This is a genomic window from Candidatus Cardinium hertigii (assembly GCF_050864915.1).
Classification (GTDB): domain Bacteria; phylum Bacteroidota; class Bacteroidia; order Cytophagales; family Amoebophilaceae; genus Cardinium; species Cardinium hertigii_D.
On record NZ_JBOZWY010000002.1, the window covers coordinates 136,909 to 149,296 of the forward strand.

13 protein-coding genes are annotated in these 12,388 nt (G+C 36.8%); all 13 read right to left on the bottom strand.

Annotation, left to right across the window (positions count from 1 at the left end; translation table 11 throughout):
* Window positions 1–8: 8 nt before the first annotated feature.
* On the bottom strand, window positions 9–695 hold the full coding sequence (locus ACRRVD_RS01775) for a tetratricopeptide repeat protein (RefSeq protein WP_432461455.1): 687 nt from the start codon (window positions 693–695) through the stop codon (window positions 9–11).
* A 5-nt stretch (window positions 696–700) separates the two neighbouring features.
* Entirely contained in the window at window positions 701–1,735 is a 1,035-nt protein-coding gene (gene pdhA / locus ACRRVD_RS01780) for a pyruvate dehydrogenase (acetyl-transferring) E1 component subunit alpha (protein ID WP_432461456.1), read from the bottom strand.
* Window positions 1,736–2,219: 484 nt separating this feature from the next.
* Window positions 2,220–2,678 carry an Lrp/AsnC family transcriptional regulator gene (locus ACRRVD_RS01785; protein WP_432461457.1) on the bottom strand — a complete coding sequence of 153 codons (459 nt, stop codon included), beginning with the start codon at window positions 2,676–2,678 and terminating at the stop codon, window positions 2,220–2,222.
* A gap of 118 nt (window positions 2,679–2,796) precedes the next feature.
* On the bottom strand, window positions 2,797–4,254 hold the full coding sequence (locus ACRRVD_RS01790; protein ID WP_432461458.1) for a trypsin-like peptidase domain-containing protein: 1,458 nt from the start codon (window positions 4,252–4,254) through the stop codon (window positions 2,797–2,799).
* 154 nt (window positions 4,255–4,408) lie between these two features.
* Complete coding sequence (locus ACRRVD_RS01795) at window positions 4,409–5,860, bottom strand: trypsin-like peptidase domain-containing protein (RefSeq protein ID WP_432461459.1); 1,452 nt, start codon at window positions 5,858–5,860, stop codon at window positions 4,409–4,411.
* Between the two features lie 286 nt (window positions 5,861–6,146).
* The gene (locus ACRRVD_RS01800; protein ID WP_432461460.1) at window positions 6,147–7,466 is read right to left on the bottom strand and encodes a CIS tube protein; all 1,320 of its coding nucleotides are present in this window, start codon (window positions 7,464–7,466) and stop codon (window positions 6,147–6,149) included.
* A 17-nt stretch (window positions 7,467–7,483) separates the two neighbouring features.
* Entirely contained in the window at window positions 7,484–7,657 is a 174-nt protein-coding gene (locus ACRRVD_RS01805; protein WP_432461461.1) for a hypothetical protein, read from the bottom strand.
* A 45-nt stretch (window positions 7,658–7,702) separates the two neighbouring features.
* Window positions 7,703–8,152 carry a phage tail protein gene (locus ACRRVD_RS01810; RefSeq protein WP_432461462.1) on the bottom strand — a complete coding sequence of 150 codons (450 nt, stop codon included), beginning with the start codon at window positions 8,150–8,152 and terminating at the stop codon, window positions 7,703–7,705.
* A gap of 33 nt (window positions 8,153–8,185) precedes the next feature.
* The gene (locus ACRRVD_RS01815) at window positions 8,186–8,641 is read right to left on the bottom strand and encodes a hypothetical protein (protein ID WP_432461463.1); all 456 of its coding nucleotides are present in this window, start codon (window positions 8,639–8,641) and stop codon (window positions 8,186–8,188) included.
* Between the two features lie 68 nt (window positions 8,642–8,709).
* The gene (locus ACRRVD_RS01820) at window positions 8,710–9,174 is read right to left on the bottom strand and encodes a hypothetical protein (protein WP_432461464.1); all 465 of its coding nucleotides are present in this window, start codon (window positions 9,172–9,174) and stop codon (window positions 8,710–8,712) included.
* 96 nt (window positions 9,175–9,270) lie between these two features.
* Entirely contained in the window at window positions 9,271–10,758 is a 1,488-nt protein-coding gene (locus tag ACRRVD_RS01825) for a phage tail sheath family protein (RefSeq protein ID WP_432461465.1), read from the bottom strand.
* Window positions 10,759–10,798: 40 nt separating this feature from the next.
* Window positions 10,799–11,662, bottom strand: coding sequence for a hypothetical protein (locus ACRRVD_RS01830; RefSeq protein WP_432461466.1), 864 nt, complete (start codon window positions 11,660–11,662; stop codon window positions 10,799–10,801).
* A 5-nt stretch (window positions 11,663–11,667) separates the two neighbouring features.
* Window positions 11,668–12,228, bottom strand: coding sequence for a Pvc16 family protein (locus tag ACRRVD_RS01835; protein ID WP_432461467.1), 561 nt, complete (start codon window positions 12,226–12,228; stop codon window positions 11,668–11,670).
* Window positions 12,229–12,388: the final 160 nt, after the last annotated feature.

Sequence of the window (12,388 nt, forward strand, 5' to 3'; positions counted from 1 at the left end):
TAATCTATTTATAAAAAGGCTGATAAACGACTAGCCTCTTTAATAGCCAAACCACTACCATATGAAGAGTTTGGATATTTTTCTACAATCTCTTGGTAACAACGATAGCCATTTTCATATTGTCCATCTGCCTCAAAAGCACTGGCTGCTTTAACCAAATAGACAGGCGTATATACACTGTTTGGCCTATAACGAGCAGCCTTTATATAATAGGCAGCCGCTTGTTTATAATTTTTTTGTTCACTGTAGGCATCACCAATTACAGACCAAGAACGGGCTTGTAAAATATAATCCTCAACCTTAAATCTACTTAAAAAAGAGCGGGCTGTTTCATATTCCTTTTGGTGCATGTAGGCAATTCCCGCATAAAAACAAGCTATATTAGCCGTTGTAGTATAAGGGTATTGTTCAATGACTTGTAAAAAACCTTTATGGCTCCCTTCGCCTTTGAGCGCCTTATCAAAATCACCAGCTTCAAAATGATAAATTGCTTGAAAAATATCATCTTCTGCCTTTACATTTTTTGTCTCTTTTAGATAAAAAAATACGAGCAAAGCGGCAATAGACAGAAAGGTTATACAAAAGCCAACGACATACCATTTTCGTTTACTATGCTTTAAAGATACTGACTTAGCCTTTGCTTTGTCGTTTTCTGAAGGATTTCTAGGAATACTATTTATGTCTATTATTTTCATAGCACTTAATACTGAAGAAATGGATAGTCAATTTGTTTGTAAACGTAATGATACGCAGTTGCTGGATCTGGAAAAGGAGATGTCTCAGCAAAAGCAATTGCTTGTGCAATTTGATCTTTTACCTTGCGCTCAATCGCTTCCAATGCGGTTGCATTTCCCACTTTCTTTTCTAAGATCAATGCCTTAAGCTTAAGAATAGGATCTTGTTCTTTATAGGTTTCTACCTCTTTTTTGCTACGATAACCTGCAGGATCAGACATAGAGTGCCCTCTATAACGATAGGTTACGAATTCCAGCAAGCTGGGTATACCTTTTCTAGCTTTTATAGCTGCTTCCTCTACAGCACAGTGTACCGCTTCTACACATAATCCATCTACGCGGGCTGCATCCATACCATAGCTGCTACCCAATCGATAGAGTTCCGTAACATTAGAAGTTCGTTCTACTGAAGTGCCCATTGCATATCCGTTGTTTTCAATTACAAAAATAATCGGTAAACGATAGAGCATGGCCAAGTTAAACGCTTCATGAATAGCACCTTGACGTACTGCACCATCGCCCATATAAGTTATACAAAGATAACCTGTTTTTTTATATTGCTCAGCAAATGCAATACCGACTCCTAATGGCACTTGTCCGCCAACAATACCGTGGCCGCCTAAAAAGTGACAGGATTTGTCGAAGATATGCATGGAACCGCCATATCCTTTAGAAACACCAGTAGTTTTACCATAAAGTTCCGCCATTACATGGTCTGGACAGCTCCCCAATGCAAGAGGATGGGCATGGTCACGGTAAGCCGTAATGTATTTATCTCCCTGGCGTAGTGCTGTAACCGCACCCGCTATGCAGGCCTCTTGTCCTGTATACAGGTGGCAAAATCCTCGAATTTTTTGCTGCCCATAAAGTTGGGCCGCCTTATCTTCAAATTTACGAATCAGCCACATCATTTTATACCATTGCTTGTAAAAATGAGAAAGATCTGCTGTGCGAATAGCGGATACTGTAGATGATGCTTTATCTATAGCTGATGAAGCCATGGTTATACTTTATTGTAATCATTTGATATATTTTTGCCCTTTAGCAAACCGTTTTTGGTTTACCTTTCCTAAAAATTTAGAAGGATAGGTACTATGGTCAAGTAAAGTTACCTAAGTAGTTACAAAAAATCAAAATTATAGCGGCTCGAAAAAATCTGGTAAAAAATAAAAGTTTTGTTTCCTATAGTTTTAGTGACTATCGAGTAGATTAAGGGATTACTCCCTGAATTCCTCATGGAACCAGACTTACAGATTTCCCATATCCGGCTCTTCAACAAGAAAACTGGAAGTAATTATATAGTACAGAATGAGGAAGATTTAGCTTTAATTTTTCCAGTATCATCTTGTAATAAAAAATCACTTGATATATCATTATACCTGAATAATGAATAAGGTTTATGGGATACCTGAATAAACATGGTATAATCTTTGTCGCGTGATATGGAAAATATATGCAATAAAATTTTACTTTGTAATGAGCCTTCTATTCTAGATATAATGGTTTATTTTTAAGTAGTTGGCTGACTGACAAAGTTTTGACATGGTCCACCATGGGCAACATATGGAGTTTTTCTATGACCATTGTTTGATAACTAGATAGATCTCTAACGTAAACCATTAAAATAAAATCAAAATCACCTATTACTTGATAGCAAGTTACAATGGATGGTATTTTATTAATCGTAAGTTTAAATAATTTGATGTGGTCGACTGTGATCTTTTGAACACGAATAGCAACCATTAAATGTAGCCCAAAACCTAATTTGGGATAGTCAATTTGTGCAGCGTAATGGGTAATAATTTCATACTGCTCCAACTTTTTTACCCGCTCAAGTGTAGCAGCAGGAGATAGGTTGATTTTTTCTGCAAGGGCAGCATTTGTGATTTTTGAATCAATTTGTAAAATATTTAAAATATGTTTGTCTATCTTATCTAATTCCATAAGTTTGTATATTCAGCTAATAGGGGTCAAATAAAGGGCTATAGCAGTGGCTACCTTATCCCTTCCAACCACTTCTGTATATGATGTAAAAAGCGCTTAGAACAAGCTGGAAGGGCAATTAGTCTACACTTATAGGAGAACTGGTCCATTGATGATGCGCCTCATCCCAAATAAACCATCTAGGCTGAGGAATATGCGTTTTATACGCCACATAGTCCCTTGATGCCCTAGCACCTAAATGTAGGACACCAAATGAATAAAAAGGAGACAAGTCCCTATAGGCTATGGTAAAGTACTTTTTAGCTATTAAAGATGGTATTAGTGCTGCTAATGCTTCAAGACTGGCAAGCGGTTTTTCATTAAAAGATAAAACTTTAACCCTAAAATAATTTTTAATCCTATTAGACGCAACATCATTAAAAATATGATTTGCGTCTGCTTTAACAAAGGTTAAGCTCTTAGCCGTTATATCATTTATTTTAGCGCAATAATCATCCATTTCAAAAAAGATAGCCCCGCCAAAATAGACCATTTTTTTGATTTTATGCCGCTCAAGATTATAAAGTCCTATCTTAATATCATGCCACTTACCCATTCTAAAAATGGTTAACAAGACATCATCTGTAGTAGCGCGATTCATAGCCATATCAAAAGCAACCAAATTAGGCCCTATCTGCTGACCATTAATCGCCCAAATCACATCTCCAGGAAAGAGCAACCCATCCGCAGGGCTACCGGTTAGCACATAATCTACTGCAAGCACAGAGGTCGCGCCATTAGGAAATGTCTTGATGTATTGTTGTTGGCATGATGTGGGAAACCCATCATACTGGATCAAATCTTTAATAGGTCTAGATTGGGTAATGACCCCGACTTGCTTCCTAATAGGGCATCTACCCTGTCGAATGGCCGATAAGGCATACCGAATATACTGAGGATGGATGGCCCACGCAAATGTCTTATTTCCAGCATAATTAAGGGCTATGGCTTGCCCATTTTTGTTAAAAACAGGCGAACCACTTGACCCACCTCTGGTATTTAAACTAAGCTTAACAGATTGTTGGGGCATTTTACCTTCCACCTCATACAAATCTGCTACAACGCCTGTATGTAAAGAAAAGCTATGTCCTTCATTATTACCAACGATAAAAATAGGCTGATCTATAACTGGATTACGACGGCTAAAGGTAGTTTCGGTAACTTCTTGTGGAATAGCTGTAGGTGCAACTTGTAAAAATCCATAGTCCAACCATGGATCATAATAGACTAGATGCGCCTCTTGCTGAATGCCATTAAAAAAGGTTACTTTGTAATTACCCACTACAGCAGCCCCTATTACATGTTTATTGGTTAACAAATAGCCATGTTGCTTATCTACCACACATCCTGTTCCACTCCACTTGTTCCCTTTTTCATAAGCTGCAAAAGAAGCACTTACATCAATGGTTACTACTGATTTTTTAGCCTGTTCAATTACCTTTTCAGGAAATAACTCTTTGGCTAAAAGAATGGGTGTAGGTAGGAAAAGGGCAAAAAGTATAGCCCAATATTTAGGCTTTAAAATATTTATTTGCATAGGCATTTTAGTAAATAGCGCTTAGAACAAGCTGAAAATATCAATAGATCAACAAAAATCATAAAAAGCTATACCATCGCATAGGCGCCTCGTATCCTTGAGACTGCTCATAAGTCTGTTCTAGCTTATGACATTTATATAAGCAAGTAGTCTATTACAAAACAATTTCTTGACCCTTCCACTCGAAGTGAATGGGATCCCATGCCCAAACTTTAGGTGCTGCTAAGTTTGGGTCATATTCCACATTGGTTTTATAGCGATCATGCACATATTCGTTCCATATTCCATGCCTTAGTGGGATATAATTGATGTATTCAACTGCAAAATATTTTTGATGCACCAATTCCGGAATCAATTCAATTAATCGATCCAACCTTTGAATAGGCTGACCATTTATAGCTAACAATCGCATAGCTAAAATTTTGAAACGATCATTAGGGAAAGCAGGCACTTTGAAAATGGTATTGGGTTCTGCAATACAGGCAACCAAAGTTTTAGGTTGCAGGCCAGCCAGTGTACTAGACATATCATCTGTTTCAAAGAAAGTAACACCGCCAAACTGGACCATTTTAGTAACGCGATGGCTATTCAAATCATAGTAAGGTATAGCTACCTCATGAAAGGAGCCATTGCGAAAAATGGTTAACAACAGCTGGTCCTTTGATGACTTATTTAGAGCCCAATCAAAATCTACTAAATTGGGTCCCACCAATTGACCATTAAGCGCCCAAATTAAATCTCCTGGCAAAAGTATATGATCGGCTGGTGTACCTTTTAGTATACTTTGTACTTGTAAAATTTTATTTTTTGCATTTGGAAATTTTGTACAATAAGTCTTTTGTGACGCTGCCGAGAGATGATCATAACGGACTGCATCGTCTAGTGAATAAGTAGTTAATAAGGCACCAATATGCTTTCTAATAGGTAATTTTTTTGCTTTTAAGGCAGATAATGCATGGTGCACATAGTTTAGATGTAGGCCAATATCCGTGGTCTCTGAACCAGCACAATTTAAGGCGATCCCCTCTCCATCTTTATTGAAAATCAAAGAACCACTTGCACCACTCTTGCTAGGGATACTGACGCGAATAAAATGCTGGGGCATAGTCCATACTGCACTAAAATTGGTATCATCTATGTTTCCAGGATAATCTATAGCCTGCTTATTTTTTTCCTTAGCAATCGTAAAAACAGACTGGCCTAGCAATGGATTTTTACTACTTAACTTTACCGCCTGTACTTCTTTAGGAAAGAGCGATGGATCTATTTGTAAAAGGGCAAAATCTGCCCAAGTATCATAATAGATCAATTTTGCTGGCGCCTCTATACCATTGAAAAAACCAATCGTATAGTTTGCCACTATAACAGGCCCAACCGTAAAGCCAGAAGTTAAAATATACCCTGCTTCCTTATCTATTACAACCCCGTTGCCATACGCCTCCCCAGGAAGCGTATAAGCCGTAAGCGCTGCGCACGTATCCACAGAAACTACAGACCGCTTGGCATTTTCAATTACACTGGGTTTAAATTTGGCCTTACCATAACAAATAAAATGGGTAAAAATATTTAAAAACACCCCTAAAGCAACAGATTTTATATAACGCATATAATGAGTTGATTAAATATGATAACAGCCATTGGGGTCAGATAGATTACCCATAATTTAAAAACCACTTTTGGATTTTTTATATTTAAATATTTGAATGGATTATTTAAAAGATGACACCACAATAAATATAAAAAAACACATTGAAATATACTTGAATGTCGATGCACTTCTCAAAAAAGTATGACAAAACAAAAGAGGGATTCAAAACAGCCTTTGTAAAAAGTTGTGATTAAAACATTTATCTTTAAGATGGTACGTAAATTAATTGCATGAATACATTTTTTTAAAAACCACTTGATTTTACTATTTTTTTTCCAGCGTCATATGCTCTAGGTGCTACTTTTTTAGCAAAATTTTTGAGTCTTCGCAAGAAGCTTATTTTGTTTCTCATAACACTAACGTTTGCTTTTAGGCTACTTAGCTTACGTAAGCTATCTGGTGCATTTGCGGCAACTGCAGCTGCAGCACTACCAGCTGCTGCGGCACCACTAGCTAGCGCTTTCCCTGTTTTTGGAAAGCGTCTTTTACCTTTAGCCGTACGACTACTTGGTCCAGAAGCAACATTCTGTTTAGAAGATCTACCGAGACCACCACCTAACAGATGGCTTTTACTACTTGGAGTAGATCGATTCGAGGATCTGTCTATTCCTGTAGAAACAGCATCTCCTCCTGATGAACCTGAATCACTAGCTAGTCTATGTCCTCCTCCACCAATCCCCCCTCCACTACCACCAGGCCCATTACCTGCAACGCCTCCTTTAAAGCCATTGCCAGTATGGTCAACGTTTGATCCAGTACTATAACTGGCAGAATGTGTAGAACCGGTAGAACGATCCATCTCTGTACTAGCACCATAATGGCCAGAGTTATCTTTGTCCAGGTTAGCAGTAGGCTTTCCATCATGCCCCATGTTGGCACCATGCATCTGATGGCCAGAACTATTAGCGCCATGATAGATATCATCAGGACCTCCACTGTAGGCACCATCTGGCGCACCACTGTAGGCACCATTCATACCATTGGGCGTCGGTGCAAAAGCTGTATCACTAGATAAAGACTGGCCAGGCTTCGTTTGATGTAGCGTTGCATGGGTACCAGATGGCTTTGTATAGTTGGTATCTACACCAGCAGCAGATTTCCCTTTACCTAAAGGAACAAGCTCTTCTAATACAGCTATACGTGCCTCCGCTCTCACCAACGTACCATCTACTTGAAACATAGAATAGACTATATCTAGATCTACCAACCTGCCTTTAAAATCAATATGACCCCAGATTATGCGAATATAATTAGGGGCATTATGCTTTTTATGGGGATTATAGGTAACATCTTGTAGCTGCTTTACTTGTTCCATAACTGCAATTGCATTGCTACCAGGTATAATGCCTGTATTATCAAACAAAAGACTAAAAGAGAGCAATCTTGGAGGAGATCCACAATATTTGAGCAAATTAGCACCAGGCATGCCCTCAGGTACATGGTATGATACAGCACTTTTAATTGTTAAGTTTTCTGGATTAATAGATGTAACAAATTCACCTGTAAAAGAAGAAAATTTATTATCATTACATGCTTTAATAACTAGTTTGCTAACATTACTCATAACAGTAGATGTATCATTTACCTTGTGGATCGATCCTCCAATAGGTTCAAAAAGTCTCTTGCCAATGCCAGTTTTTGCTGTTCTGTAGTATGGAATAAAAAACTATCTGACCTATTTTTAGTATGGTCTACTTGTTTATTGGTTTCATAAACTTTAACCTGGATCACTAATTCATTAATTTTAACAGGCATAATCAATAAAATTAATTTTACACAAACAGCGAGACATTATAGATATTACCTTGTTCGTACAAGCCTAGAATAGCCAATCGTAATGGTTTCTCCTATTCCGGGATCTGTCTGAGCATTTAACTGGAATGGCGTAATGGCAATTCCTTTTGGATAGACATCTTCTAGTTTCCACTGTGCCAGAATCTTCGCTTCTTTATTCAGGACTAAAATATGGGCCTGTGTAAGCTTAAAAAGACCTTTGTCAATGGCATCTTCGCACCAAACCGTCATTTTAGTTTTGCCTTCTACCAAAGGTCTAGTCAAGATCAAGTCGGTGGTTTCACATGCACTGGATCTATAATAAGGCCTATTAGCCCCCCCAGGTAAATAGCCCTCCATATTTAAAAAATTATTTAATCCTTCCACTTTATAGAAATACTCTGGGGAACTACCATCTGTTACACCCAATATTTCTACTTGAAAAGAATGTGAGTGGACTAAATTAAAATCCGCCATAAAGATTAGAATTCATATTCAAACATAATACAATTACTTCTTATCTGGCTGCAAGCCTTGTAAAGTAAAACGTATACGGATATAGCCCATCTCACCTGTCGCTTCATTTTTTCTATTTAAAAACAACTCTGCTTTTTGTACAATAACATCATTTACAGTTGTTTTTGTATCTATTGAACCATCTTTTTTATGTACACAAAGTGTAAATGGCTCTGCATTATACTTATCTGCAAGCACCTCTTGTACCAAACCATATGCTTTGGTTAATAACTGTTTACCGGTTATAAAGGGTAAAAACTCTACGGTAAAGGTTACCACTTCTTGCGCACTATGTTGATTTTGAAAAAGAGGTGCACGGGTTGCCGTATCATATACGGTAGCTTTGGTAGATGTTCTTTGATTAGGCATACCAACCGCAGAAACACTACAAGTTTTACTATCAAAACCTGCTTGATTAAAGTGTTTATAATCAATAGTTACTCTTTGCATAATATCTTTCTATTTCTTTCTAGTTAACCTATTTAATATCTGTAAAATTCAATAATGGATCCAGAAAGTTATTGTTTAATAACAAAACTAACTGGATCATAAATAGAAAGCTCTGCTGTTACTTCCTGTAATCCTGTTTCAGCATCTATTTCACTGCTTATGTCACTCACGTAGCCCTGAAATTGCATATGCGTAAATGGTTTGTCATCATTGGTTGCAATGCTAAAGAGCATATTTTCTACATACTTGTCAGGATTATTTTCTTTGGTTGCATTTAAGTTTTTTTCTATTTTTTTAATATCATCATCAAACTTTTTATCTGGTGTTTTGAGGATAGAAACTTTAACATCAGCTGTTTGATTGATTTCCGCCCCTTTATGTATCGCATAAACTGCCTTACCTTGTCCATTGATGGATCTTACATATTGAGATCGATTTTCTAAAGCAACTGCTATGTGGTAATCGGTTATACTAACCTTTGAAGAACCTAAATTAAAATGGACTATAGCAGGTATTAACAAATTTTCAGCCATGGTTATTTCAGTTTTAAATATTTTTTAGAATTATAAGCAATCGTCTTAATACAGGGGGTAAAAAACTAGTTTACCCCTCTATACACATAGGCATGGCTAACCGTCTGCACCCATTTTTTGCTCAAAGGTAATCACAATAAACTCAGCTGGTCTAGGAGCCGATACTTTTACCGAGATACGCATGATGCCTTCATTAACGTCATCTTGCGACATGGTCTCACCTAATCCACAAAGTACTGTAAATGCCTCTGCAGGACTTCCACCCACTAAAGCACCTTGCCTCCAAAGATTGGTCAAAAAGTTAGAAATCATACCCTGTACAACAGCCCAAGTAACGGGTACGTTTGGCCTAAAAACAACAGAAAATGCAGCATTTTTAATAGATTGCTCAATCAGTATAAACAACCTTCTAACATTAATATATCTCCATTCTGGACTGTTTCCAGCCAAGGTTCTTGCACCCCAAACTACAGCGGCACCTGCTCCCTTAAAAGTACGGATGGCATTGATGGATTTACCACTAATACTATCTACGTTAAGGGCTTCTTGTTCTTCATGGGTAATCTTAACCATTGGTTCAACCACAGCATTTAAGTTTTGATTCGCTGGCGCAATCCATACACCCCTTGCCTTATCTGTTCTAGTATAAAGGCCTGCCATAGCTGGAGCTGCTGGAAGAATATTTAAGCGATCTGCAATGGTTTTACGAAGTAATTTGTATTCTTTACTGCTATTCTTTAGTCCAGCATCCCAGTAAATCTTTTCTTTCTCTGTTGTAGCACTGACTAAATTAGAAAGCATGGTTTGATGCTCTGATTGCAACACATTTTTTAGCGAGTCTAGATCAAAATTTTTGTAATCAATACTATTCAAAGGGATAATGTTTGTTCTAACCCATGGATAATAAGCAGCTCCATAACTTAAATTATCTAATCCAATGTATTCACGAAATCTATTTACATATTTGTTTTTGTCTTCGATAGATAGTTCATGGTTACCGCCCCATATATCAAATAAGGCCACTTTATTCAGATACTTTCCACAATGGGCCAATGCATAGGTCTGCACCGCATAGTAAGAGGCATCTTCTTCATCTAATAAAAGTGAATCTGGCATTAACAACATAGTTGGCACCTCCTCTCCAGCTAATGTGTCTATACCTTGTTTAAATAGATCCGGTGTAATCGCTGGCTGGACATTTGGATCGCCATATTGACCGACAGATACAATGAAGCAGTCTGCTCCACCATTGTCAAAAAATAGTTTTAAACTATTATAGAGATAGAATGTAGAGTTTTGGCTCTGTTCCATTGCATAAGGTTTTCCATTCATTATTAAATCCTTATCTCCATTAGTAACCTCCTTAATGGTATAAACAGGAACGGCTGGCCCTCCAAAAAACAACTCATGTTCAGAAAGTGAAGAGATCTGAACTGGTTTCATATGAAAAGATTTTCCGTTGATTTCAGCTCTTTCAGTAAAACCTATAAAAGCAGGAACTGCAGTTGATACTTGAACCACGGCGTTGGCACCCGTATCCTTCTCGACGATGTACACGCCGGGAGTTTTTAAATTTTCAGCCATTTTATTTATTTGATTTTTAATTAATTATATAAAAGTTAAATTAAACATATACAACTATATCACTATAGAGTTTTTTTTTATTGACCTTATCTTTCTTGAGCGAATCATAGGTAGGATAAGGCAGTTTTTCCAATACTATTGTTTTATTTTGCTTAGTGCTTTTATCAAGCTCACAAAGTGAAAAAGAACGATCGTATTGATCACAAAGCTCCATGGGCATCTTAGATTCTGCATAATAGGTATTAGGCAATTTAGTGGAAGCCTTTACAGCACTAAAGTAAGAGCCATCTTCTTTACATAGAATAGTTAGCAATCCACTCAGTCGCTTTTTAGTATCTACCAAATAGTATCGCCAAAAAGTGGCTCGATTTTGAATTTTAATTTTATAGAGAATTGGTTTTGTAAAGAGAGGCTCTTTTTGTTTGGATAACAAATCGACCCAATGGGTAAGATCTATATCAATCATCGCAAAAACATTGCAACCCGATTGTGTAGGATAATGTTCCACTTCCTGAATCTTTACCAAGTCTGATCTACTTATAAAGGGTTTGTTATGTAGCAAATCACTATTACCATACCGATTAGATAAATAATAGACTTCCCCTGTTGGATAACCTGCGTCTAATTCTGAAAGATTCAATGCTTGGTTATTTTTTAAGATCATCATAAAAGAAAGAATGATACCCTCTGCCTTTTTTTTAAACAATTCCAACGGATGGTCATAATCCTGTGAAAGCCATATAAGCTCTATGCCATCCGAGTGACCTAACATACGAACCCTACGTTGTACCATCCAAGAAGCAGTAGAAAAAGTTGGTTCAATATCAAAATCATTTTGGACATTATTAGATTTATAATAATTATTTAAAATAGCGATTCGAAATAATTTTGTTGCAAAGGCCATAACTATTATGTTTCACGTGATGAAAATGTCGATACGACTTTTAAACCCATAGTAGTATCTCCTATAAATATAAGGCCCACTTTATATAGTAAAGAAGGGCTATACGGCGCATGCAAACTTTCCCAAAGCATGCCCTTTTCTGATGCAGTCATTTTAACCAACTCAACGGAAAAACTTTCTACCCCTATTTCTTGTAAAATGGGCGTATTACAGCTGTCAAAATGGGACTTATTTTGAAAAAATGCAGCTATATAAGCGAGTAATTCTAAATTTTTTAGTGCTTCAGATGCTTTATAATCAATAGAAAATAAAAAATAAAGGTTGAATGCTTCTGGTGTTTTTCGTAATATAAAACCATCTCCTTGTGGGACATATTGAGTAGGATTGCTACACAATTCTACAGACGTAATATCCACCAATCTCATTGTAATACCCTTTAAGGATTTGCTTTCTACTTGAGAATTTGCTAAAATTGCCAAAGATATAGCTGGTTCTTTTACATTCGTTTTAGATTGAATGTATTGATTGGCCTCAGATAATATAATACTAGTGCAATGGTGTAGCATTTTAGTCCCTTTAGTTATTAATGATGCTTATTGTATATTGGCCGTAATGATTATAAAAATGGGCCAAACTGGCTTTGCTGGTCTAATTATTCATTAGTCATCTATCCATTCAGATAAACGAAAAGGAGTATATTGTTTAATATATTACATTTTTAGATTA

Coding starts and splice junctions, on each gene's coding strand:
- ACRRVD_RS01775 (WP_432461455.1), bottom strand. CDS start 695: ATGAAAATAATAGACATAAATAGTATTCCTAGAAATCCTTCAGAAAAC.
- pdhA (WP_432461456.1), bottom strand. CDS start 1,735: ATGGCTTCATCAGCTATAGATAAAGCATCATCTACAGTATCCGCTATT.
- ACRRVD_RS01785 (WP_432461457.1), bottom strand. CDS start 2,678: ATGGAATTAGATAAGATAGACAAACATATTTTAAATATTTTACAAATT.
- ACRRVD_RS01790 (WP_432461458.1), bottom strand. CDS start 4,254: ATGCAAATAAATATTTTAAAGCCTAAATATTGGGCTATACTTTTTGCC.
- ACRRVD_RS01795 (WP_432461459.1), bottom strand. CDS start 5,860: ATGCGTTATATAAAATCTGTTGCTTTAGGGGTGTTTTTAAATATTTTT.
- ACRRVD_RS01800 (WP_432461460.1), bottom strand. CDS start 7,466: ATGAGTAATGTTAGCAAACTAGTTATTAAAGCATGTAATGATAATAAA.
- ACRRVD_RS01805 (WP_432461461.1), bottom strand. CDS start 7,657: ATGCCTGTTAAAATTAATGAATTAGTGATCCAGGTTAAAGTTTATGAA.
- ACRRVD_RS01810 (WP_432461462.1), bottom strand. CDS start 8,152: ATGGCGGATTTTAATTTAGTCCACTCACATTCTTTTCAAGTAGAAATA.
- ACRRVD_RS01815 (WP_432461463.1), bottom strand. CDS start 8,641: ATGCAAAGAGTAACTATTGATTATAAACACTTTAATCAAGCAGGTTTT.
- ACRRVD_RS01820 (WP_432461464.1), bottom strand. CDS start 9,174: ATGGCTGAAAATTTGTTAATACCTGCTATAGTCCATTTTAATTTAGGT.
- ACRRVD_RS01825 (WP_432461465.1), bottom strand. CDS start 10,758: ATGGCTGAAAATTTAAAAACTCCCGGCGTGTACATCGTCGAGAAGGAT.
- ACRRVD_RS01830 (WP_432461466.1), bottom strand. CDS start 11,662: ATGGCCTTTGCAACAAAATTATTTCGAATCGCTATTTTAAATAATTAT.
- ACRRVD_RS01835 (WP_432461467.1), bottom strand. CDS start 12,228: ATGCTACACCATTGCACTAGTATTATATTATCTGAGGCCAATCAATAC.